The organism is Massilia sp. WG5 (assembly GCF_001412595.2).
GTDB lineage: Bacteria > Pseudomonadota > Gammaproteobacteria > Burkholderiales > Burkholderiaceae_D > Telluria.
Genome location: NZ_CP012640.2, coordinates 2,975,364 through 2,997,066, shown reverse-complemented (window position 1 = coordinate 2,997,066; position 21,703 = coordinate 2,975,364). Strand labels below are relative to the sequence as shown.

Here is a 21,703-nt window from a genome sequence, read left to right as displayed (position 1 = left end):
TCGCTCCTATCTGCCTTCATGTTGATGCATTTTATGCAACTATCGAATTGGCAGGCGCGCGCCTGGCTGGGCTAGAATCCCTGCATGAGACAAGGAATCCCCCATGCTGTTTGACCTGACCGACCTGCGCCTCTTCATCCTGGTTGCGGAAACGAAGAGCCTGACCCGCGCCGCCGAGCGCATGCACCTGTCGCTGGCGGCCGCCAGCAACCGGATGAAGGAACTGGAGTCGCGCTTCGGCATGCGCCTGCTGTACCGCGAGAACAAGGGCGTGCTGCTGTCGCCGGCCGGCGAGACCCTGCTGGCGCATGCCCAGCAGTTCATGCAGCAGGTCGAGCGCCTGAAGAGCGAGATGCAGCAGTACAACAATGGCATCAAGGGCCATATCCGCATCTTCGCGAACACCACCGCCGTCACCGAATTCATGCCGCAGGTGCTGGGCCTGTTCCTGGCGTCCCACCCGCACGTGAACGTGGCGCTGGAAGAGCGGCTCAACCACGACATCGTGCGCGGCGTGCAGGAAGGCACGGCCGATATCGGCATCGCGGCCGGGCCGGTGCAGGGCCAGGGCCTGGAGATCATCAACTTCTCGACCGACCGGCTGGTGCTGGCCACCGCCGTCGATCATCCGCTGGCCAGGGCGGGCAGCATCAGTTTTGCCGAGACCCTGGACTATCCGCACATCGGCCTGCACGAGGGCAGCACCCTGCAGCATTTCCTGAACAAGGTCGTGGTCGACAGCGGCCACCGCCTGCAGCTGCGGATCCAGGTGCGCGGCTTCGATGCGATGTGCCGGATGGTGGAAGCGGACGTCGGGATCGGCATCCTGCCGCAGTCGGCGGCGCTGCGCCACAGCCGCAGCATGCGGCTGGCGCTGGTGGAGCTGACGGATTTGTGGGCGGTGCGCGAACGCAGCGTGCTGGTGCAGGAACTGGAAAGGCTGCCGGCCTATGCGCAGGAGCTGGTCGAGTTGATCCGCTCTGAATCAGCCAGGCAGCCAGGCAGCCAGGGCGTCTAACGAGGTCCTCAGCGCCGGCCGAACATCATCAGCTCGGCCAGCAGCGTGCGCGCCGGTTTCAGCGTGTCCAGGGCTGCCAGTCCCAGTCCGAACAGCGCTTGCTGCGGCCCCTTGCCGGCAAACGCGCGCGCCATCGTATCGGTGGCGCGGATCACCATGCCGCGGTCGCCTTCGCGCTCGCTCCTGAAACGCTCCAGCGCGGCCGGCGCCATCTCGCGCGCGAGCAGGCGCGCCAGCACGGCGGCGTCGCGCAGGCCCAGGTTCAGGCCCTGGCCGGCCACCGGGTGCAGGGTCTGGGCCGCATTGCCGATGGCGACCGTGCGGGCGGTGGCGCGCGGGTCGGCGTTCAGGCCGAGCGGGAAGGCCACGCGCGCCGAGGTGCGCGTAAAGCGGCCGAGGCGCTCGCCGAAAGCCTCGCCCAGCTCGCGCAGGAATTCACTCTCGCCCAGGTCCAGCAGGTGCTGGGCGCGCTCGGGGCGCACGCACCAGACCAGCGCGTACTGGTGGCCATCCGCGCCATCCTGCGGCAGCAGGGCCAGCGGGCCCTCGTCCGTAAAGCGCTCGAAGGCGCGGTGCGCGATCGGTGCGTCGGCCGCAACGCGCGCGATCACGGCGGTCTGGCCGTAGTCGCGGGTAGTGGTCTTGTCCGTCTGTTCGCCGAACACGCCGCCTTCGGCCTGCACCGCCACCTTCGCCTGCAGCGTGCGGCCGTCGTCCAGCCGCAGCTGCACGCCATCCGCGTGCTCGTCGATGCCGCTCACGCGCAGCGGACGCAGCACCTGCACGCCGGCGCGCTCGCAGACGCGCGCGAGGGCGTCGACCACGTCGCCGTAGCGCGCCACATAGCCCAAGGCGTCGAGATCGTGCTCGTCGCGGTCCATCAGGCTGCGGCCCAGGTGGCCGCGGCGCGAGACGTGGATCTGGTGGATGGCAGTCGCAGGCAGCGGCCACGCTCCCACCTCTTCCAGCAGCAGGCGGCTGCCCCAGGCCAGCGCGATCGAGCGCGGATCCGAGATCGCCTGGCCCAGCGACTTGCCGTCGATGAGGACGATGCGATTGCCCGCTACGCCGCGCCGCGCCAGCAGGGCCGCCAGCGCCATGCCGACCGGGCCGGCGCCGCAGATGGCGACGTCGGCGTCGATCGATTCGCCAGTCGTCTCGATATCGCTCATATTCCCTTTCCAACCAATGCTTCGATCTCATCCACAGACTTCGGTGCAGACGAAGTCAGGATACGGTAGCCGTCTTCGGTGACGATGACGTCGTCCTCGATGCGGATGCCGATGTGCCAGTATTCCTCCGGCACGCCTTCCGCCGGGCGCACGTAGATGCCCGGTTCCACCGTCACTGCCATGCCCGGACGCAGGGGCCGCGAGGGCTTGTCGGGATGCGTGAGGTCGCGGTAGGCGCCGACGTCGTGCACGTCCATGCCCAGCCAGTGGCCGGTGCCGTGCATGTAGAAGGGGACATGGGCTTTGGCGGCGATGGCCTCGTCCACGCTGGCGAAGCTGCCGGCCGCGATCAGGCCGAGGTCCAGCATGCCTTGCACCAGCACGCGCAGGGCCGCTTCGTGGAAGGCGCTGTAGGGACGGCCCGGTGCGATCGCCGCGAAGGCCGCGTCCTGGGCCGCCAGCACCAGCTCATACAGGCGCCGCTGGGCGGGCGTGAAACGGCCGTTCACCGGAAAGGTGCGGGTGATGTCCGCGGCGTAGCCATCGAGCTCGCAGCCGGCGTCGATCAGCACCAGGTCGCCGTCCTGCATCAGGCGGTCGTTGACGTTGTAGTGCAGGACGCAGGCGTTCGGGCCGGAAGCGACGATCGGCGTGTAGGCCGGGAACTGCGCGCCATTGCGGCGGAATGCGTACAGCAGCTCCGCTTCCAGCGCGTATTCGTGCAGGCCGGGGCGGGCGGCGCGCATCGCGCGTGCGTGGGCGTCGCCCGAAATCTGGCCGGCGCGCAGCATAGTCGCCTGTTCGTCCGCGTCCTTGATGAGGCGCATCTCGTCCAGCAGCGGCAGCAGGTCGTGCAGGGCGGCCGGCGCGCTGACGCCGCTGCGCGAGCGAGCCCGCACCGCCTTGATCCAGCCTTGCACCTGCGCGTCCAGGGCGGCGCTGGAGGCGGTGGCGTAGTACAGCGCCGGCGCATCGGCCAGCAGGTCGGGCAGGCGGGTATCGAGTTCGGAAATCGGCCAGGCTTCGTCCATTCCGAAGGCTGCACGCGCGGCTTCGGGGCCATGGCGGTAGCCGTCCCAGATTTCGCGCTCGAGGTTCTTCTCGCGGCAGAACAGGATCGAACGCGCGGGCCGGTCCTTGGTCCCGGCGACCAGCACCAGCACGCTCTCCGGCTCCGTGTAGCCGCTCAGGTAATAGAAATAGCTGTCGTGCCGGTAGGGATAGTCGCTGTCGCCGTTGCGCAGGACTTCCGGCGCGGTGGGCAGCACGGCCACCGCGCCCGGCAGCATCTGCGCGGCCAGGCGCGCACGGCGTGCTGCATGATTCGTCATGGTTTCTTCGCTCTTGCGGTGTAGGGGGCGTTGAGTTCTTCCAGCTGGCGCATGGTGCCGACGTTGACCCATTCGCCATCGTAGATCTCCCCGCCGACCCGTTTCTCATCGATGAACTTGCGCATGAGCGGGCCGAATTTCAGGAACTCGCCGGCCTTGATGCCGTCGAACATTTCAGGACGGTAGACGCCGATGCCGGCGAAGTTCCACTTGGGCGAACCTTCGTTCGACAGCGTGTACATGGTCAGGCCGAAGTCGCCCTCCGGGTTGTGCCAGGGGTTCGGCGTCAGGTACAGCCAGGCGATATCGCGTTTCTCCGGGGGGATCGGCTGGCCGACGGCATCGAGGTCCGGCAGCGCGTCCAGCGCCTGTTCGAAGTCGAAGTAGGGTGCGTAAATGTCGCCCGACACGGCCAGGAAGGGTTCGTCGCCCAGCAGGTGCAGGGCGTTGGCGATGCCGCCGGCGGTTTCCAGCGGCGTCGGCTCGTGGGAGTACACGATGCGTGCGCCGTAGCGGCTGCCGTCACCGAGCTCCTCCTCGATCATGTGGCCGAGGTGGGAGTGGTTGATGACGATGTCCCTGATGCCGGCGCGGACCAAATTGACCACGTGGTAGGTGATGAGCGGGCGGCCGCGCACCTTCAGCAGGGGTTTCGGGCAGCTGTCCGTCAGCGGACGCATCCGCTCGCCGCGGCCGGCGGCGAAGATCATGGCTTTCATGCGTTCGGTCCGGGAATCAGAAGGTGTAGCCGACTTGCGGCGCCTTGTCCTCGAAGGAATCGAGGAGGCGCAGCAGCGGTTTGAGTTCGGTATAGCGGTTGGCGGTCTTGCGCACGTAGTCCATCACGGTCGGCAGGTCGCCCAGGTAGTGCGGCTTGCCGTCGCGGTAGTTCAGGCGGCAGAAGATGCCGAGGATCTTCAGGTGGCGCTGCAGGGCCATGTATTCGAAGTCGCGGTAGAAGGCGTCGATGTCCGGATTGACCGGCAGCCCGACCTGCTTCGCGCTTTGCCAGTAGCGCACTACCCAGTCGAGCACGAATTCCTCGTCCCACTGGATATAGGCGTCGCGCATCAGCGAGCCCAGGTCGTAGGTGATGGGGCCGAACACGGCGTCCTGGAAGTCCAGCACGCCCGGGTTGCCCTGGTCGAGGAACATCAGGTTACGGGAGTGGAAATCGCGGTGCATGAACACCTGCTGCTGGGACAGCACGTTGGCGGTGATCGCCTCGAACACTTTATCGAGCTGGGCCTTCTGGATGTCGGTCATCTCGATGCCCAGGTGGCGGCCGATGAACCATTCCGGGAACAGGCTCATCTCGCGCAGCACGAAGGCGCGGTCGAATTCCGGCAGCACGCCGGGCTGGCTGGCGAGCTGGAACTTGAGCAGGGCGTCGATCGCGTCCGAGTACATGAAGGCCGCGTTGTCGACATCCAGGCGCTGCAGGTAGGTCGTGGTGCCGAGGTCGGACAGCAGCAGGAAGCCGTCTTCGACCTTGCGGGCGACGATGGCGGGCACGGTCACGCCGGCATCGAACAGCAGGCCGTCGACGTGGATGAAGGCCGGCACGTTCTCGCGCTCGGGCGGGGCATCCATGGCGACCAGGGTGTCGCCCAGCTTGGCGCGTAGCGCCGGCACAACATCCAGCCGGAAGTAGCGGCGGAAGCTGGCATCGGCCGAAGCAGGGCGCAGGCTCCCGACGTCGACCAGGTCCAGGGTGCCCAGCCATGCGGTCAGCTGGGCCAGCCGGGCGTCCTTGTCGGCGGGTGTGGGAGAGTGTTGAGACAGAGAAGACATGAAGCGTCCCGGTGAATCCGGTTGGTGATAGGAATTCCCATATAATAAGGGATTCAATCCAAAAAATCGCCCTCTATGGTGCAACGCGATCTTTCATGAGCTGGATTACGGCCCTCCCATTCCCGCCGCGGCGCGCCGCTGCCTTGTCCGCCCTTGTCGCCGTGGCCACGGGACCGCTGTATGCGCAGACTGCGCCGGCGGCTTCGCGCGGCGACGACGACCAGCCGACGACCATGCGCGCCGAGGAGTTCACCGGTCGTCCCGACCGCGAGCTGAACATGTATCGCAACGTCGAAGTCACGCGCGGCGCCACCGGCATCACCGCGGACACCGCCTGCTTCCGGCAGGTGGAAGACGAGGTGACAGCCCAGGGCCACATCTCGATGTGGCGCTTCGGCGACCGCTACAAGGGCGACGCGCTGCAGCTGAACCTGGAAACCGGCAAGGGCTGGGTGCTGAACCCGACCTACCATTTACAGACGAATAACGCCCAGGGCAAGGCTGCACGCATCGATTTCCTGGGGGAAAACCAGGCCGTGGTGGTCGACGGCACCTACAGCACCTGCGAGGGCCCGGATCCGGACTGGTACCTGAAGTCCAGCACCCTGAACCTGGACAGCGGCCGCGACGTCGGCACCGCCGGCAAGACCATCATTTATTTCAAGGACGTGCCCATCCTCGGCACCCCGGCGCTGTCGTTCTCGCTGTCCGGCGCGCGCCGCTCGGGCTGGCTGCCTCCCTCGATCGGCACCGGCTCCAAGGGCGCGGCCGAGATCATGGTGCCGTACTACGTCAACATCGCGCCGAACCGCGACCTGACGCTGTACCCGCGCTATATCTTCAACCGCGGCCTGCAGATGGGCGCCACCGGACGCTACCTGGGCGAGACCTCGCGCGGCCCGTACAGCGGCGAGACCCACATCGAGATGCTGCCGAACGACCGCGTCGCGCACCGCGACCGCTGGTGGGTCGACACCCTGCACAACCAGGTGCTGGCGCCGGGCTGGTCCTTCGGCTGGAACGCGCACGCCGCGTCCGACGACGAATACCCGTCCGACTTTTCGCGCACGGTGGCCGCCAGCGCCGAGCGCCAGCTGCTGCGCGAGCTGCGCACCGATTACTCGGGCCATTACTGGAGCCTGAACGTGCGCGCCCAGAGCTACCAGGTGCTGCAGGATCCGGCCTCGCGCGACCCGAACAATCCGAACGCGGCGGCGCTGACGGTGCCGCGTCCGTATGACCGCCTGCCGCAGATTAATTTCCATGCCGGCCGCTTCGATGTGCTGGGCGGCTTCGACTGGTCGGCGGACGCCGAACTGGTGCGCTTCTCGCATCCGGACGGCACCCTGGTGCAGGGCAACCGCGCCAACCTGGTGACCCAGGTCAGCTATCCCGTGGTGCGCCCGGGCTGGTTCGTCACGCCCAAGCTGACCCTGCACGCGACCCAGTACGCCCTCGAGAACAATGTCGATCCGGCCACCAAGGACCCGCGCAACAATATTTCGCGCGTGCTGCCGACGGCCTCGCTGGACACCGGCCTGATCTTCGAGCGCCCGACCTCGCTGTTCGGCGAAGGCTCGACCCAGACCATGGAGCCGCGCCTGTTCTACGTGCGCACGCCATTCCGGGACCAGAGCGCGGTGCCGAACTTCGACACCGCGGTGGCCGGTTTCAACTACGCCCAGCTGTTCACGGAAAACCGCTTCGTCGGCGCCGACAAGGTCTCGGACGCCAACCAGCTGACGGCGGCGGTGGTGTCGCGCTTCATCGAGTCGAGCGGGGTGGAGCGCCTGCGCATGGTGGTGGGCAGCCGCTACTACTTCAGCGACCCGCGCGTGCGCCTGAACAATGCAGAGACCCTGAACGTGACCCGCTCGGACGCCCTGCTGGCCGCCTCCGGCCGCATTTCCGAGTCCTGGAGCTTCGACAGCGGCGTACAATACGATGCGCAGAGCCGCAGCCTGTACAGCCAGAACTATGGTGTGCAATGGAATCCGGCGCCGATGAAGGTGCTGAACCTCGAGTACCGTTTCCAGCGTGACACCCTGGGCGTTGCCAGCGGTTTCCGGAACGTCGACATGTCGGGCCAGTGGCCGCTGTCGCGGCGCTGGTATGGCGTGGGACGGGTCAGCTACTCGACGCGCGACCGCAAGCTGCTCGAGAGCCTCATCGGGCTCGAGTACAAGGCGGACTGCTGGGTGTTCCGGCTGGGCGCGCAGCGCTTCGTGACCGCGCTGCAGACGACCTCGACGCCGATCTTCTTCCAGCTCGAGCTCAATGGCCTGTCGCGCCTTGGCTTCGGCAATCCGCTGGAATCCTTTAACAAGAGCATCCCGGGCTACACCCGGCTGAATACCAACATCGGCCGCCCTTGAGCGACCGGGCCTTGGACAACTAGAAACCCCTGAAATGAGTGCTTCCCTGAATATGCGTACTACCCGTTTGCATCAAGTCAAGCTGGCCGCAGTGCTGCTGTGCGCCATCGCAGCCGGTGATGTTCTGGCCCAGGCTGCAAAGCCGGCCGCCCCCGCCGCAGCGCCCGCCGCGGCGAAGCCGAGCACGGGCTTTCTGCCGCCGGCGGCGAGCAGCGCCAAGGTCATCGATTCCGTGTATGTCATCGTCAACGATGAAGTCATCACCCGGCGCGAAGTCGACAACCGCGTGGCCGAGATTACCGCGCGCCTGCGCGCCCAGAATGCGCAATTGCCCGATCCGGAAGACCTGCGCCGCCAGGTGGTCGAGGCCATGATCGCCGAACGCGCCCAGCTCCAGCTCGGCAAGGAATACGGCATCCGCGTCTCGGATCTCGAGCTCGACCGCGCCATCGGCCGCATCGCCGAATCCCAGAAGATGAGCGTGCAGGAGATGCGCAACCAGATGGAGAAGGAGGGCATGACCTTCGCCCAGTTCCGCGAGCAGATCCGCAACGAGATCGTCATGCAGCGCCTGATCGACCACGAAGTCGACGCCAAGATCCAGGTGTCGGACGCGGAGATCGACACCTACCTGGCCGCCGAGAAGGCCGCCGCCGCCGACCGCGTCGAGATGGACATCGCGCAGATCCTGGTGCGCATCCCGGAAAACGCTTCGCCCGAGCAGATCGCCGCGCGCAAGGCGCGCGCCGAAGAAGTCGCGCGCCAGCTGCGCACCGGCGCCGATTTCGCCAAGATGGCCGCCACCTATTCGGACGCCCCGGATGCCCTGCAGGGCGGCGCGATCGGCTGGCGCGATCCGGACCGCCTGCCGCAGACCTTCGCCAGCGAGCTGCGCAAGCTGAAGCCGGGCCAGGTCACGCCGGTGCTGCGCACCAACTTCGGCTTCCTGATCCTGAAACTGGCCAACGAGCGCAAGCCGGAAGCCCAGCAACAGCAGCAGGAGCAGGCCGCGGTGCAGCAGACCCACGCCCGCCACATCATGCTGAAGCTGAGCCCGACCCAGACCGAGGAAGAAGACCGCAAGAAGCTGCTCGACTTCAAGGCCAAGATCGAGAGCAAGCAGGCCACCTTCGAAGACCTGGCGCGCCAGAATTCGCAGGACAGCTTCGCCTCGAAGGGCGGCGACATGGGCTGGATCGAAAGCGGCGACGTCCCGGCCGAATTCGAGAGCGCGATGAAGTCGCTGCAGCCGGGCCAGATCTCGGACCCGGTCAAGACCCCGTTCGGCATGCACATCATCCAGGTGGTCGAGCGCAAGAGCCAGGACACCTCGAAGGACAAGGAGCGCGCGACGGCCCGCCAGGTGCTGACCGAACGCAAGCGCCAGGAAGCGCTGGAAGACTGGACCCGCCAGATCCGCGACCGCGCCTACGTCGAGTTCCGAGAGGACAAGTAAGCCATGACGAGCCCGGGCCCACGTCCCACGCTGGCGGTCACGGTCGGCGAGCCGGCCGGGATCGGTCCGGAAATCGCGATCCGCGCCGCCTGGGCCCTGCGCGAGCAGGTGCGCTGCGTGCTGGTCGGCGATGCCGCCTTCCTTTCGCTGACGGCCAGCCTGATCGATCCGGCCATCCGTCTGTCGGCGCTGTCCACGATGGCGGTGCGGCATAGCGGGGTGCCGCATTTCGGGCCGACGACGATCCCGGTGATCGACGTGCCGCTCGACGCCCACGTGGTGCCGGGCCAGCTCGACGCGAATAACGGGCGCGCGGTGCTGGCCACGCTCGACCTGGCCGTCGAGGGCGTGCAGGCGGGCTGGTTCGACGCGATCGTCACCGCGCCGCTGCAGAAGAGCACCATCAACGACGCCGGCATCGCCTTTTCCGGCCATACAGAATACCTGGCCGAGAAGACCGGCACGCCGAAGGTGGTGATGATGCTGGCCGGCTCGCCGGGTAAGGATCAAGCCTACCTGCGGGTGGCGCTGGCCACCACCCACCTTCCCTTGAAAGACGTGCCGGCCGCGCTCACGCGCGAGACCCTGGACCAGGTGCTGGACATCCTGCACGCCGATTTGCGCGGCAAGTTCGGCATCGCTGCGCCACGGATCCTGGTCACCGGCCTGAATCCGCACGCCGGCGAGAACGGCTACCTGGGGCGCGAGGAGATCGACGTGATCACGCCGGCGCTGGAGGCCGCGCGCGCACGCGGCATCGACGCCCGCGGCCCGTATCCGGCCGATACCCTGTTCCAGCCGAAGTACCTGCAGGATGCCGACGCGGTGCTGGCCATGTACCACGACCAGGGCCTGCCGGTGCTCAAGCACGCCACCTTCGGGCGCGGCGTCAACATCACGCTGGGCCTGCCACTGATCCGCACTTCGGTCGACCACGGCACGGCGCTGGACCTGGCCGCCCAGGGCCTGGGCCTCGCCGATTGCGGCAGCATGGAGGAGGCGATCCGCGTCGCCCTGTCCATGGTGCGCGCCCAAGCAACACACTAAGAATCTTATGAAACACGTAGCCCGCAAGCGCTTCGGCCAGAACTTCCTGACCGACGACCAAGTCCTCTATAACATCATCGACGCGATCGGTCCCCGCAAAGGCGACACCATGGTCGAGATCGGCCCCGGCCTGGCGGCGATGACCTCGCTGCTGCTGAAGGAACTCGACCACATGCACGTGGTCGAACTGGACCGCGACCTGGTGGCGCGCCTGGAAAAAGCCTGGCCGCGCGAACGCCTGACGATCCACTCCGGCGACGCCCTGAAATTCGATTTTGGATCGATCCCGGTCCCGGAAGGAAAGAAGCTGCGCGTGGTCGGCAACCTGCCGTACAACATCTCGAGCCCGCTGCTGTTCCACCTGGCCGAGTATGCCCACCTGATCGAGGACCAGCACTTCATGCTGCAGAAGGAAGTGGTGGAGCGCATGGTGGCCGAGCCCGGCACCAAGGCCTACAGCCGCCTGTCCGTGATGCTGCAATGGCGTTACGACATGGCGATGCTGTTCGTGGTGCCGCCCACCGCCTTCGATCCGCCGCCGCAGGTGGAGTCGGCGATCGTGCGCATGGCGCCGACCAAGCGGCAACTGCCGGCCGATGCCGCCACGCTCGAAGCGGTGGTGGCCAAGGCCTTTTCGCAACGGCGCAAGGTCATCAAGAACTGCGTGGCCGGCATGTTCACCGAGCAGCAGCTGGTCGATGCCGGCATCGATCCGGGCGCGCGCCCGGAAGCGGTCGGGCTGGAGCAGTACGTGGCCCTGTCCAACATCCTCAAGCCGGTTTCATAAGGCGCCTTCCCAGTAGCGGCGCGCGCGCTCGAAGGCGTGCGCGCCGGCCTTCCTCCCCAGTTCCTGGCCTGCCGAATCGGCGGCCCTGAAGCGGCTGTCGCCGGAAAATCGCCTGATCACTTCGACTGCGGCCGCGCCGACGCTCCCCTGCAGCGTGAGCGTGGCGGCATCGGCCAGCGCATTGGCGAGCGCGAAGAACAGGCGCACGTCCTGGTCGTCGCTGTAGCCGTCGTGTTCGGACAGCAGGTGGGCCGGCAGGCACCAGCGGCCGGGCGCCGGCTCGACCACCGGCGGCAGGTCTTGCGGCGCCGCGGCCGCGGCGCCGGCCAGGCGTTCGGCAAGCAGGCCGCCCTGCCGGCCGGGGCCGCTGCGGCGGCAGAAGTCGAGCATGGCAAGGGCCTGGGCGCGGCCGATGCCGGTCGGCGTCAAGGCATCGCCCGGCGCCGCCGGGTCCAGGTCCAGCCCGCGCATCCACGCATCGAAGATGGCTTGCTGCGCCGGCAAGCGGCCAGCCAGCAAGTGGTGGGCCGCGTGGCTCATGGCGCTGGCCTTGCTGGCCGCGCTGCGTTCGGCGCGGGGCAGCCGCACCGCCACCCCGTGGACGGTCTGGCGCGCATCGTCGTCGTAGGCCGCCCAGGCGTTGTACATGTAGGTGTGCAGCAGCGCAAGCGCACGCGCCGCCATCGGCGGGCTGGGCTGCGCCCTGCGGAGCGCCTGCAGGGCCAGCCGGTTCCAGCCGAGGACCGTGCCGGCCACGCCGGTCGCCGCACCGGAATCCAGTTTTAGAAAGTTCTCCCGCCTCATTCCGCCTCCGCATGTGTGCCGCCGTCGAGTATGGCGAGCACAGGCGGATGCGCTGTTGAGCGTTCTCATGCGTAAAGGGCGGCCGGCGCAACGCATAGTCCCGGTTTTTGGGCGTCCATCCCGCGTTTTCCGCAGTTCGTCGCAGTCCGCTGGAAGGTGAGGACGCAGGCGCCTACAGTGACACCATCGAAAGACAAAACGCAACGCAATCACCCGACGGAGAACCGACATGAACATCATGAAAAACATGGAAGCGATCTTCCTGGCAGCCGCCTTCCTGACCTGTATCACCAGCGTGGCCAGCGCCGCCGGCGAGACCGCCCGCGTGCGTCATGAGGCCCAGGTCCGGGTGTCGGTCGAGGGCGCGCCGATGGCGGTGGTGAAGGTGACGGCCAAGCGCCTGACGGCCGCAGAGAAAGCCGCGCTGTAATGCCTGCCTGATGAAAGAGACGAAAAAAAAAGCCCGCTGTTGAGGCGGGCTTAAATCCAATTCTTTTCTGAGGAGAGTTGGAGGAGACAGGAAGCAGTATGCTGCGCTACAGCATAATCGTCCAATTTTCGTTTCGAATATTTGATATAAGAAACAAACATGTTTATCAAGAAATTAACGCAGTAATGTAAGCCTTGGTTTCTTTGTCCTGATCGCTAGTGGTTCGGCGATATCTGCAACATTTTTCGTCGCTTACGGACTCCAGCATTTTTGACGCTTGTCCCAAGGCCGCTCAACGCTATGGTTTTTTGCAGATTGCGTTCTTGCGGCGTTGAAGAAGAATCCATTCCAGAAATTACCGCTTGACGCGGTCCTTTGATAAAGACTTGAGTGCAACCTATGTCAATGACAGTGACTGGATTAGGCAGGCCAAGTTTTTTGGCGCTTCGTGACCTGCTTGCGCTGCCTGAAGTGGCGTGCAAGTGGCTGCTGCGATCGTTGCCACTGCAGTAAGAGAAGGGATTCGCTGACGTAATGAACCGGTGGAGCACAGGAATGACATGCGGTTTCACGGCGCGTCGAAAAGGAAGCTGTCTTCTGAAAGCTGTCAAGCCGCCTAGGCATTATCCGACACTGGTAAAGGCGCGAAGGGCGAACCGCTCATCGGCAGTGACGTAGGGGTGGCCCGACGGGCAGGGGAGGGTGCGGCAGTTCAAAACTCCCTGCGCGGCACAAAAAAAAGCCCGCTGTTGAGGCGGGCTTAAATCCAATTCTTTTCTGAGGAGAGTTGGAGGAGACAGGAGCAGTATGCTGCACTACAGCATATTCGTCCAATTTTTGTTTCATATGCTCGACATACAAAACAGAAATATCTCCTCCGAAACTACCTCCGCCTGGATCAGGTGTTCGGAGTGCAGGTCACGGCGATATCGGTGACACCGCCCGCCGCTTCCTGAGCGTCCAGCATCACGCCGACGCCGTTTGCGACGGTGCAGGTGAAGCCATCCGGCTGGGTCAGCACGGTTACGCCGAAGCTCGTGTTGTAGGGAACGTTATTCGGCAGCGAGAACGGCAGCGGGCTGGTGGTCGTGCTGCCGGCGATGGTGACCTGGCTGTTGCTGCCGTTAATCAGGGTCAGGTTACCGGCAGTCAGGCCGGTGATCGTGCCTTTCAGCGGATAGGTTTTCACGGAGCAGGTGTAGAACACTTCGATCGCCGGCGTGCGCGCCGACTCGAGCGAGGCGGTCTGGCCGGCCGTGCCGTATTCGCGCGGATAACCGGCGGTGACGCAAGTCTGGTGCGCTGGCTGCGCGCCGGTGCCGGCGGCGGCGGTGCCGCCCTTCGGCACGACGTCGTAGTAGGTGCCGTAGTCGAGGCCTTTCGGGAAATACGCGACTTGCTGATCGCCGGCCTTGGCGGGCACGGGCACGGAGAGCTCCATGCCGTTGGTCGTCAGGACCAGGCCCGGATACAGGAGGTTCGAGACCGTCACCTTGACCTGATAGCTCTCACTGCCGCCGCCGCCGCCGCAGGAGGCCAGAAGCAGGGACGAAGCCAGGACCAGGGCCGGGCGCACGAGGTGGAACTTCATACTTTACTCTCCAGATTATTGGGTCTTGGGACCGCAGGCGACCACGGGCGTGGTGCTCGGACCGGTCGCGGTCATGGTGCCGCTGCCGCCGTTGATCGTGCAGGTCTGGGTATCCGGCTGCGTCAGGACAGTCACGCCGTACGGGCCGTCTTCCGGAATTTCCGCCATCGCGACGTTTACTTGCGCGCCGTTGGTATCGACCGCGGTCACCGGCTTGCGATCCGAACCGTTCACCAGCACCAGGCCGGCGCCGGTCAGGCCATTCACCGCGACCGACAGCGGATGGGTCTTGATCGTGCAGAAGACCGTCGGCACGACGGTGTAGACCGTGTAATAGTTGGCGCGCGCCTTGCCGTTGGTGATCGTGCAGCCGCTGACGTTCGACGGCAGGCTCTTGGTGTCGATGTTGAATTCGTCGTCAGTCGACAGGAATTTGCTGAACTGGACGCTGGCGGTGCCGGCCGGCACGGCCTTCTCGTCGCCATTGCTCTTGTTAACCAGAACCAGGCCGTCCTTGGTCACGCCGCCGGCGATCGTTACGGTCAGGGGCAGGTCGCCGCTACCGCCGCCGCAGGCGGACAGGCCAAGAGCGCATGCCAGCGCGGCGCCGGCATACAGGGTCGAACTCTTCATAGAATCTCCGTTGGACGAGATGGCGCACGGAAGACCGGCGGCACCGCTGAGTAGAATATTGCCCGACATTTTAGAGCATTTGCCAAGCCGCAGCCTCATTTGCCTTTGTATCACGGTGTAACGACGTCTGTGCGTTGCTTTTCACGGCCGGCCTCGCTATGCTTGAATGGCCTCCCTCTATTTCCAATATGACCACGACCCGACGCGAATGGCCCAAGGCCATCCTGTTCGACCTGGACGATACGCTGTGGCCGATTGCCCCGGCGATCCTGCAGGCCGAGCAGAACATGTTTGCCTGGCTGCGCGAGCACGCGCCGCGCGTCGCCCAGCAGTTCACCATCGACAGCCTGCGCCAGGCGCGCCTGGAACTGCTGGCGCAACAGCCGGCATTTCAGCTCGACCTGGGCAAGCTGCGCCGCGCCGGCCTGCTCGCCGCCTTCCAGCAGGCTGGCGAGGATGGCGCCAAGGTGGAGCTGGCGATGGGAGAGTTCTTTGCCGCGCGCAATGCCGTGGTGCCCTACGACGATGTGGTGCCGGGCCTGCTGCGCCTGAAGGGCAAGGTATTGCTCGGGACGATTACGAACGGCAACGCCGACCTGCAGACGATCGGCCTGGCTCACCATTTCAAGGCCTCCGTGTCGGCGCCCGAGCTGGGCGTGGCCAAGCCCGAGCCGGCGATCTTCCTGGCCGCCTGCCAGACGCTGGGCGTGGCGCCATGGGACGCGGTCTATGTCGGCGACGACGTGCTGCTCGACGTGCAGGGCGCCCAGGACATCGGCATGCGCGGCGTGTGGATGAACCGGAACGGCAGCCAGAAAGATGTCGAGCACGGCGTCGTGCCGGACGCGACCGTGCGCAATTTCGACGAGCTGCTGGATTGGCTCAAGCGCACCCACGACTGACAGAGTGACTCTGCAAAGTGCCCGACTCCCCATGCAGCAAGCTAACGTGCATAATGTGAACCATGCAACTCGATAACCGTGCACAAACCCTGCTGAAAGCCCTCGTCGAGCGCTATATCGCCGACGGCCAGCCTGTCGGCTCGCGTGCGCTGTCGAAGATTTCCGGCCTCGACCTGTCGCCGGCCACGATCCGCAACATCATGGCCGACCTCGAAGAAATGGGCTATGTCGCCAGCCCGCACACCTCGGCCGGCCGGATCCCGACGCCGCGCGGCTATCGCATCTTCGTCGACACCCTGCTCACCGTGCGGCAGATCGACGAGAACGCCGTCGAAGCCGGCATGCGCCTGCCCGCGCACCAGCCGCAGAAGGTAATCGCCAACGCCGCGCAGATGCTGTCGTCGCTGTCGCAGTTCGCCGGCGTGGTGCAGAGCCCGCGCCGCGAATCGGCGTTCCAGCAGATCGAATTCCTGCGCCTGTCGGAAAAGCGCATCCTGCTGGTGATCGTCGACCCGCGCGGCGATGTCCAGAACCGCCTGCTGCTGACCGACGTCGACTACAGCCCGTCCCAGCTGACCCAGTCGGCCAATTACCTGAACCAGAATTTTGCCGGCCTGTCTTTCGACCAGGTGCGGGCGCGCCTGACCGGCGAACTGCGCCAGCTGAGCGACAACATGGCGCGCCTGATGCAATCCGCAGTGGACGCCGGCAGCGAGGCGCTGCAGGAAACCGACGACATGGTCATCGCCGGCGAGCGCAACCTGCTGTCGGTGAGCGACCTCTCCTCGAATATGAGCTCGCTGCGCCAGATGTTCGAGATGTTCGAGCAGAAAACCGGCCTGATGCAGCTGCTGGACGTCTCCAGCAAGGCCGGCGGGGTGCAGATCTTCATCGGCGGCGAATCCAAGCTGGTGCCGATGGACGAGATGAGCGTGGTCACCGCGCCCTACGAGGTGAACGGCAAGATCGTCGGCACCCTGGGCGTGATCGGCCCGACCCGCATGGCCTACGAGCGTGTGATCCCGATCGTCGACATCACGGCCAAGCTGCTGTCGAACGCGCTCAGCCACTCGTAAGTGAAACATTAAATCAGTTAGCGTATCGGAGGCTCGAAAACCGTCGCGAGCGGCTGCGGGTTTGCGAGGCTCCCCCTCAGTGGCGGTGGGGGCAGTCGGTCTTCTGGCAGTTGCCGTAGATGGCCAGGGCGTGCTCGGCGATCTTGAAGCCGCGTTCCAGGGCGATCTTCTGCTGGCGGCTTTCGATTTCTTCGTCGTAGAACTCTTCGACGTGGCCGCAGTCCAGGCAGACCAGGTGGTCGTGGTGCGAGCCGGCGTTCAGCTCGTAGATGGCCTTGCCGGTTTCAAAGTGATTGCGATTCAGGAGGCCGGCCTGCTCGAACTGGGTCAGCACGCGGTACACCGTCGCCAGGCCCACGTCCATGCTCTCGTTCAGCAGGGTTTTATAGACATCTTCCGCCGTCAAATGCCGCACCGTACTGTTCTGGAAGATCTCCAGGATTTTCAGCCGCGGCAGTGTCGCTTTGAGGCCGCTGGCCTTCAGGTCGGTTGGGTTGTTGCTCATGTTTTGTTACTCTTAGATGGGCTGAGATGTGCGGAGTGCTTTATGATATAGCGTTTTGCAGCTCCACCCAATCAAAAGTCGTTCGATTTTAAGGTTAGATATGCGCGTCATGAATGCCGTTTTCCATCGTTCCCACGCCCGGGCCGCGCTCGTGGCCGGTCTCGCCGTCACGACCATGGCGGTCTCCGGTTGCGCATCCTGGCGTAACCAGACCAAGCCGGCAGCACCGGTGAGCACCGCGCCGGCCGCGGTCGCCGCCGATGCCGACAAGTCCGCGGCGATCGCGAATTCGGGCGCGCAGACGACCACCGTCACCAAGCTGCATAAATTCCTGTGGTTCTTCTCGCCCTATCGTCCGGACATTCAGCAGGGTAATTTCGTATCCGAGGAAATGCTGAGCCAGCTGAAGCTCGGCCAGACCCGCGACCAGGTCAAGTTCATCCTCGGCACCCCGCTGCTGACCGACGTCTTCCACGCCGACCGCTGGGACTACCCGTTCTACCTCGCGCGCGGCAACGGCGAGCTGACCACCAGCCGCGTCACCGTCTACTTCAAGGACAACCTGCTGGCCAAGATCGACGGCGGCAACCTGCCGACCGAACGCGAATACATCTCGCGCCTGATCGGCATCTCGAAGTACGAGACCAAGACCGAGCAGGAATCGCTCGACGAACTGAAGCGCAAGCGCGAAGAAGCGGCCAAGCGCGGCGGGGAGTAAGACCATGACGCAACGCATTACTCCCTTGCTCATCGCCGTCGCCGGCGCCAGCGGCCGCATGGGCCGCATGCTGATCGAAACCATTGCCGCCGCGCCCGACGCCACGCTCGCCGGCGCGCTCGACCGCGAAGGCAATCCCTTCATCAATTCCGATGCCGGCGCCTTCTCGGGCCAGCTGACCGGCGTGACGATCCGCTCCGACCTGGCCCAGGGCCTGGCCGGCGCCCAGTACCTGATCGACTTCACCCGCCCGGAAGGCACGCTGCAGCACCTCGCGTACTGCGCCGAGCACGGCATCAAGATGATCATCGGCACCACCGGTTTCGATGAAGCCGGCAAGGCCGCGATCCGCGCCGCCGCCGAGAAGACCGCGATCGTGTTCGCGCCGAACATGAGCATCGGCGTGAACGTCACGCTGAAGCTGCTGGAACTGGCGGCGAAGAATTTCTCGGAAGGCTATGACATCGAGATCATCGAAGCCCACCACCGCCACAAGGTCGACGCCCCGTCCGGCACCGCGCTGAAGATGGGCGAGGTCATCGCCGACGCCCTGGGCCGCGATTTGAAGGATTGCGCCGTCTACGGCCGCGAAGGCGTGACCGGCGAGCGCGATCCGTCGACCATCGGCTTCGCCACCGTGCGCGGCGGCGACATCGTCGGCGACCACACCGTGCTGTTCGCCGGCATCGGCGAGCGCATCGAGATCAGCCACAAATCGAGCAGCCGCGTCAGCTACGCCCAGGGTTCGCTGCGCGCCGCGCGCTTCCTGGCCGACAAGCAGACCGGGCTGTACGACATGCAGGATGTGCTGGGCCTGAAGGCCTGAAGCCGAACTGTACGGCTTGGCCGGCAGACTGCTGGCATACTGGCCACACCACGAAAAACCGTCGTTCCCGCGCCGGCGGGAACCCAAGTTGTGCAGTCCGCCTCGAACTTGGATCCCCGCCTTCGCGGGGACGACGGTGTCATATCCGTTCGCATTAGGAGAAACACCATGGCCACCGTCGAACTGAACGGCGCCGCAATCGTCGACACCGAAAGCTTCCATGCCGAGAGCCAGCGCGCCTTCGGCTTCCCGGATTCCTATCCGCACACCATGGATTCCTGGGTCGATTGCCTGAGCTACCTGCGTGACGAGGACGGCATGAGCCAGGTCCGCCTCGGGCCGGACGAGACCCTGCACATCGTCGTGCTGCACTCGGACGCCATGCGCGAGCGCGCGGAAGAGGTGCTCGAGGAGATGGCCTTCTGCATCATCGGCATCAACGAGCGCTACGAGGACTACGGCGAAAAGCCGGCCCTGGAGCTCGAATTGCGTTAAAAGCTGGGGTGGGCACTCCGTGCCCGTCATGAAGTTCCCAGTATAATGTTCTGCTCACCTCCCTTTAGTCCGCAGAACATCATGCAAGATAAATATAGTCCCGCCGAAGTCGAACAGGCCGCCCAGGCCTACTGGAAGTCGATCGACGCCTATAAAGCGGTCGAAAATGACCCGCGTTTCCCCAAAGGCAAGTATTACGCCTGCTCGATGCTGCCTTACCCGTCCGGCAAGCTGCACATGGGGCACGTGCGCAACTATACGATCAACGACGTGATGTACCGCTATCTGCGGATGAACGGCTACAACGTGCTGATGCCGATGGGCTGGGACGCATTCGGCATGCCGGCCGAGAATGCGGCGATGGCCAACAACGTGCCGCCGGCCGAGTGGACCTATTCGAACATCGCCCACATGCGCGGCCAGATGGAGTCGATGGGCCTGGCCATCGACTGGTCGCGCGAGATGACCGCCTGCAAGCCGGACTACTACAAGTGGAACCAGTGGATGTTCCTGAAGATGCTCGAGAAGGGCATCATCTACCAGAAGACCGGCACCGTGAACTGGGACCCGGTCGACCAGACCGTGCTGGCCAACGAGCAGGTCGTCGACGGCCGCGGCTGGCGTTCGGGCGCGCTGGTCGAAAAGCGCGAAATCCCGATGTACTACGTGCGCATCACGGACTACGCCGACGAGCTGCTGGACTACGTCGACAACAAGCTGCCGGGCTGGCCGGAGCGCGTGCGCATCATGCAGGCCAACTGGATCGGCAAGTCGACCGGCGTGCGCTTCGCCTTCCCGCACGTGATCATGGACGAGCAGGGTGAGCTGATCAACGACGGCAAGCTCTACGTCTTCACCACTCGCGCCGACACCATCATGGGTGTGACCTTCTGCGCGGTCGCCGCCGAGCACCCGCTGGCCACGCAAGCAGCGAAGAACAACCCGGAACTGCAGGCCTTCATCGCCGAGTGCAAGCAGGGTTCCGTGATCGAAGCCGACATGGCGACGATGGAAAAGAAGGGCATGCCGACCGGCCTGTTCGTGACCCACCCGATCACCGGCGAGCAGGTGCCGGTCTGGGTCGGCAACTATGTGCTGATGACTTACGGCGATGGCGCCGTGATGGGGGTGCCGGGCCACGACGAGCGCGACTTCGCGTTCGCGAAAAAATACGAGCTGCCGATCAAGCAGGTGGTGCAAGTCGAAGGCGAGACCTTCTCGCTGGACGGCTGGCAGGAATGGTACGGCGCCAAGGACAACATCGAGATCATCAACTCCGGCAAGTACGATGGCCTGGACTACACGTCCGCCGTCAACGCGGTCGCCGGCGACCTGGCCGAGAAGGAGCTGGGCGACAAGAAGGTCACCTTCCGCCTGCGCGACTGGGGCATCTCGCGCCAGCGCTACTGGGGCACGCCGATCCCGATGATCCACTGCGAAAAGTGCGGCACGGTGCCGGTTCCTGAAAAGGACCTGCCGGTCGTGCTGCCGGAAGACTGCGTCCCGGACGGCACCGGCAACCCGCTGAAGAAGCACGAAGCCTTCCTGAAGGTCGACTGCCCGTGCTGCGGCGCGCCCGCACGCCGCGAGACCGACACCATGGACACCTTCATCGACTCGTCCTGGTACTACATGCGCTATACCTCGCCGGGCTCGAACGACGCGATGGTCGACCCGGCCCGCAACGATTACTGGATGCCGATGGACCAGTACATCGGCGGCATCGAGCACGCCGTGCTGCACCTGCTGTACGCGCGCTTCTGGACCAAGGTGATGCGCGACTTCGGCCTGGTGAAGTTCGACGAGCCCTTCGTCAACCTGCTGACCCAGGGCATGGTGCTGAACGAGACCTATTATCGCGAAGACGAATCCGGTAAAAAAACCTGGTTCAACCCGGCCGACGTCGACCTCGTGTTCGACGACCGCGGCCGCCCGCAGGCGGCGGCTTCGAAGCTGGACGGCGCGCCGGTCATCATCGGCGGCACCGAGAAGATGTCGAAGTCGAAGAACAACGGCATCGACCCGCAAGCCCAGATCGAGCAGTACGGCGCCGATACCGCCCGCCTGTTCACCATGTTCGCGGCCCCGCCGGAGCAGACCCTGGAGTGGTCGGAGTCGGGCGTGGAAGGCGCGAGCCGCTTCCTGCGTCGCGTCTGGGCTTTCGCCTACGCCCAGCGCGAGCGCATCGCTTCGGCGCTCGGCGGCCAGCAGCAAGGTACGCTGAATGACGACCAGAAGACCCTGCGCCGCGAAGTGCACAAGATCCTGCAGCAGGCAGATTACGACTTCAAGCGCATCCAGTACAACACCGTGGTGTCGGCCTGCATGAAGATGCTGAATACCCTGGAGTCGGCCAAGCTGGCCGGAGATGGAGATGTAACTGCGGTGGCCAGCAATGCGGTGATCGCCGAAGGCCTGTCGATCTTCCTGCGCATGCTGAATCCGGTGGCGCCGCACATTACCCACGCGCTGTGGCAGGAACTCGGCTACGCCACGGTGTATGGCGACATCCTGAACGTGCAGTGGCCGGAAGTCGACCCTGCCGCGCTGGAGCAGTCCGAGATCGAGCTGATGATCCAGGTGAACGGCAAGCTGCGCGGCTCCGTCAAGGTGCCGAAGACCGCCGACAAGGCCGCCATCGAAGCCGCCGCCCTGGCCTCGGAAGCGGCCCAGAAGTTCATCGAAGGCACGCCGAAGAAGATCATCGTCGTCCCCGGTAAACTCATCAACATCGTGGTGTAAT

General features: G+C 65.1%; 20 protein-coding genes. 12 read left to right on the top strand and 8 right to left on the bottom strand.

From position 1 onward, the window contains the following. Positions 1-103 precede the first annotated feature (103 nt). Positions 104-1,018, top strand: a complete 915-nt coding sequence (locus AM586_RS13330; RefSeq protein WP_047826780.1) for a LysR family transcriptional regulator — start codon at positions 104-106, stop codon at positions 1,016-1,018. Positions 1,019-1,026: 8 nt separating this feature from the next. On the opposite strand, the gene AM586_RS13325 is transcribed toward AM586_RS13330, so the two are convergent. The 4 genes from AM586_RS13325 to AM586_RS13310 are packed head-to-tail and all read right to left on the bottom strand — an operon-like array spanning position 1,027 to position 5,315. After that, entirely contained in the window at positions 1,027-2,190 is a 1,164-nt protein-coding gene (locus AM586_RS13325; protein ID WP_047826781.1) for a UbiH/UbiF/VisC/COQ6 family ubiquinone biosynthesis hydroxylase, read from the bottom strand. After that, the gene (pepP, locus tag AM586_RS13320; RefSeq protein WP_047826782.1) at positions 2,187-3,521 is read right to left on the bottom strand and encodes a Xaa-Pro aminopeptidase; all 1,335 of its coding nucleotides are present in this window, start codon (positions 3,519-3,521) and stop codon (positions 2,187-2,189) included. Before pepP ends, AM586_RS13325 begins: the two co-directional genes overlap by 4 nt. Further along, a complete protein-coding gene (gene murU / locus AM586_RS13315; protein ID WP_047826783.1) occupies positions 3,518-4,240 on the bottom strand; it encodes an N-acetylmuramate alpha-1-phosphate uridylyltransferase MurU in 723 nt (240 codons plus the stop codon). Before murU ends, pepP begins: the two co-directional genes overlap by 4 nt. Positions 4,241-4,256: 16 nt before the next feature. Next, positions 4,257-5,315: an aminoglycoside phosphotransferase family protein gene (locus tag AM586_RS13310; RefSeq protein ID WP_109370473.1), complete on the bottom strand. Its 1,059-nt coding sequence runs from the start codon at positions 5,313-5,315 to the stop codon at positions 4,257-4,259. Positions 5,316-5,410: 95 nt separating this feature from the next. Here AM586_RS13310 and AM586_RS13305 point away from each other — a divergent pair, with 95 nt between their 5' ends. From AM586_RS13305 to rsmA, 4 genes are read left to right on the top strand one after another with little or no spacing between them, the layout of a single operon-like run. Beyond that, complete coding sequence (locus tag AM586_RS13305) at positions 5,411-7,690, top strand: LPS-assembly protein LptD (RefSeq protein WP_047826784.1); 2,280 nt, start codon at positions 5,411-5,413, stop codon at positions 7,688-7,690. Between the two features lie 52 nt (positions 7,691-7,742). After that, a complete protein-coding gene (locus tag AM586_RS13300; protein WP_047826785.1) occupies positions 7,743-9,146 on the top strand; it encodes a peptidylprolyl isomerase in 1,404 nt (467 codons plus the stop codon). A gap of 3 nt (positions 9,147-9,149) precedes the next feature. Next, positions 9,150-10,193 (top strand): 4-hydroxythreonine-4-phosphate dehydrogenase PdxA, encoded by a 1,044-nt coding sequence (gene pdxA, locus AM586_RS13295; RefSeq protein WP_047826786.1) that lies wholly within the window; start codon positions 9,150-9,152, stop codon positions 10,191-10,193. 7 nt (positions 10,194-10,200) lie between these two features. Beyond that, positions 10,201-10,980, top strand: a complete 780-nt coding sequence (gene rsmA, locus AM586_RS13290) for a 16S rRNA (adenine(1518)-N(6)/adenine(1519)-N(6))-dimethyltransferase RsmA (protein WP_047826787.1) — start codon at positions 10,201-10,203, stop codon at positions 10,978-10,980. Here the strand turns inward: rsmA and AM586_RS13285 are convergent. After that, positions 10,975-11,784 (bottom strand): DUF6851 domain-containing protein, encoded by an 810-nt coding sequence (locus tag AM586_RS13285; RefSeq protein ID WP_162600547.1) that lies wholly within the window; start codon positions 11,782-11,784, stop codon positions 10,975-10,977. The two genes, rsmA and AM586_RS13285, sit on opposite strands and share 6 nt — an antisense overlap. Before the next feature lie 229 nt (positions 11,785-12,013). Here AM586_RS13285 and AM586_RS13280 point away from each other — a divergent pair, with 229 nt between their 5' ends. After that, positions 12,014-12,214, top strand: a complete 201-nt coding sequence (locus AM586_RS13280) for a hypothetical protein (protein ID WP_047826789.1) — start codon at positions 12,014-12,016, stop codon at positions 12,212-12,214. An 898-nt stretch (positions 12,215-13,112) separates the two neighbouring features. On the opposite strand, the gene AM586_RS13275 is transcribed toward AM586_RS13280, so the two are convergent. Together AM586_RS13275 and AM586_RS13270 are read right to left on the bottom strand one after the other, a co-directional pair. Continuing rightward, on the bottom strand, positions 13,113-13,805 hold the full coding sequence (locus AM586_RS13275; protein ID WP_047826790.1) for a hypothetical protein: 693 nt from the start codon (positions 13,803-13,805) through the stop codon (positions 13,113-13,115). A 15-nt stretch (positions 13,806-13,820) separates the two neighbouring features. Beyond that, positions 13,821-14,438: a hypothetical protein gene (locus AM586_RS13270; protein WP_047826791.1), complete on the bottom strand. Its 618-nt coding sequence runs from the start codon at positions 14,436-14,438 to the stop codon at positions 13,821-13,823. Between the two features lie 188 nt (positions 14,439-14,626). Here AM586_RS13270 and AM586_RS13265 point away from each other — a divergent pair, with 188 nt between their 5' ends. Continuing rightward, the gene (locus AM586_RS13265; protein WP_047826792.1) at positions 14,627-15,340 is read left to right on the top strand and encodes an HAD family hydrolase; all 714 of its coding nucleotides are present in this window, start codon (positions 14,627-14,629) and stop codon (positions 15,338-15,340) included. A 62-nt stretch (positions 15,341-15,402) separates the two neighbouring features. After that, the gene (gene hrcA, locus AM586_RS13260; RefSeq protein ID WP_047826793.1) at positions 15,403-16,416 is read left to right on the top strand and encodes a heat-inducible transcriptional repressor HrcA; all 1,014 of its coding nucleotides are present in this window, start codon (positions 15,403-15,405) and stop codon (positions 16,414-16,416) included. Between the two features lie 76 nt (positions 16,417-16,492). On the opposite strand, the gene fur is transcribed toward hrcA, so the two are convergent. Continuing rightward, positions 16,493-16,921 carry a ferric iron uptake transcriptional regulator gene (gene fur, locus AM586_RS13255; RefSeq protein WP_047826794.1) on the bottom strand — a complete coding sequence of 143 codons (429 nt, stop codon included), beginning with the start codon at positions 16,919-16,921 and terminating at the stop codon, positions 16,493-16,495. A gap of 100 nt (positions 16,922-17,021) precedes the next feature. Between fur and AM586_RS13250 the strand changes: the two genes are divergently transcribed. The 4 genes from AM586_RS13250 to leuS all read left to right on the top strand — a co-directional run bounded on the left by AM586_RS13250 (position 17,022) and on the right by leuS (position 21,702). Continuing rightward, positions 17,022-17,639 (top strand): outer membrane protein assembly factor BamE, encoded by a 618-nt coding sequence (locus AM586_RS13250; RefSeq protein WP_047826795.1) that lies wholly within the window; start codon positions 17,022-17,024, stop codon positions 17,637-17,639. A 16-nt stretch (positions 17,640-17,655) separates the two neighbouring features. After that, the gene (gene dapB / locus AM586_RS13245; RefSeq protein ID WP_109370571.1) at positions 17,656-18,465 is read left to right on the top strand and encodes a 4-hydroxy-tetrahydrodipicolinate reductase; all 810 of its coding nucleotides are present in this window, start codon (positions 17,656-17,658) and stop codon (positions 18,463-18,465) included. 168 nt (positions 18,466-18,633) lie between these two features. Then, complete coding sequence (locus tag AM586_RS13240) at positions 18,634-18,960, top strand: barstar family protein (RefSeq protein ID WP_047826797.1); 327 nt, start codon at positions 18,634-18,636, stop codon at positions 18,958-18,960. 81 nt (positions 18,961-19,041) lie between these two features. Further along, positions 19,042-21,702, top strand: a complete 2,661-nt coding sequence (gene leuS, locus AM586_RS13235) for a leucine--tRNA ligase (RefSeq protein ID WP_047826798.1) — start codon at positions 19,042-19,044, stop codon at positions 21,700-21,702. Position 21,703: the final 1 nt, after the last annotated feature.

Excerpts from the sequence above, each read along its gene's own strand:
- AM586_RS13270 (WP_047826791.1), bottom strand. The coding sequence starts at position 14,438 with ATGAAGAGTTCGACCCTGTATGCCGGCGCCGCGCTGGCATGCGCTCTT.
- pepP (WP_047826782.1), bottom strand. The coding sequence starts at position 3,521 with ATGACGAATCATGCAGCACGCCGTGCGCGCCTGGCCGCGCAGATGCTG.
- AM586_RS13330 (WP_047826780.1), top strand. The coding sequence starts at position 104 with ATGCTGTTTGACCTGACCGACCTGCGCCTCTTCATCCTGGTTGCGGAA.
- AM586_RS13325 (WP_047826781.1), bottom strand. The coding sequence starts at position 2,190 with ATGAGCGATATCGAGACGACTGGCGAATCGATCGACGCCGACGTCGCC.
- AM586_RS13300 (WP_047826785.1), top strand. The coding sequence starts at position 7,743 with ATGCGTACTACCCGTTTGCATCAAGTCAAGCTGGCCGCAGTGCTGCTG.
- AM586_RS13310 (WP_109370473.1), bottom strand. The coding sequence starts at position 5,315 with ATGTCTTCTCTGTCTCAACACTCTCCCACACCCGCCGACAAGGACGCC.
- fur (WP_047826794.1), bottom strand. The coding sequence starts at position 16,921 with ATGAGCAACAACCCAACCGACCTGAAGGCCAGCGGCCTCAAAGCGACA.
- AM586_RS13265 (WP_047826792.1), top strand. The coding sequence starts at position 14,627 with ATGACCACGACCCGACGCGAATGGCCCAAGGCCATCCTGTTCGACCTG.
- pdxA (WP_047826786.1), top strand. The coding sequence starts at position 9,150 with ATGACGAGCCCGGGCCCACGTCCCACGCTGGCGGTCACGGTCGGCGAG.
- AM586_RS13285 (WP_162600547.1), bottom strand. The coding sequence starts at position 11,784 with ATGAGGCGGGAGAACTTTCTAAAACTGGATTCCGGTGCGGCGACCGGC.
- AM586_RS13240 (WP_047826797.1), top strand. The coding sequence starts at position 18,634 with ATGGCCACCGTCGAACTGAACGGCGCCGCAATCGTCGACACCGAAAGC.
- leuS (WP_047826798.1), top strand. The coding sequence starts at position 19,042 with ATGCAAGATAAATATAGTCCCGCCGAAGTCGAACAGGCCGCCCAGGCC.
- AM586_RS13250 (WP_047826795.1), top strand. The coding sequence starts at position 17,022 with ATGCGCGTCATGAATGCCGTTTTCCATCGTTCCCACGCCCGGGCCGCG.
- AM586_RS13305 (WP_047826784.1), top strand. The coding sequence starts at position 5,411 with ATGAGCTGGATTACGGCCCTCCCATTCCCGCCGCGGCGCGCCGCTGCC.
- AM586_RS13280 (WP_047826789.1), top strand. The coding sequence starts at position 12,014 with ATGAACATCATGAAAAACATGGAAGCGATCTTCCTGGCAGCCGCCTTC.
- hrcA (WP_047826793.1), top strand. The coding sequence starts at position 15,403 with ATGCAACTCGATAACCGTGCACAAACCCTGCTGAAAGCCCTCGTCGAG.
- rsmA (WP_047826787.1), top strand. The coding sequence starts at position 10,201 with ATGAAACACGTAGCCCGCAAGCGCTTCGGCCAGAACTTCCTGACCGAC.
- murU (WP_047826783.1), bottom strand. The coding sequence starts at position 4,240 with ATGAAAGCCATGATCTTCGCCGCCGGCCGCGGCGAGCGGATGCGTCCG.
- AM586_RS13275 (WP_047826790.1), bottom strand. The coding sequence starts at position 13,805 with ATGAAGTTCCACCTCGTGCGCCCGGCCCTGGTCCTGGCTTCGTCCCTG.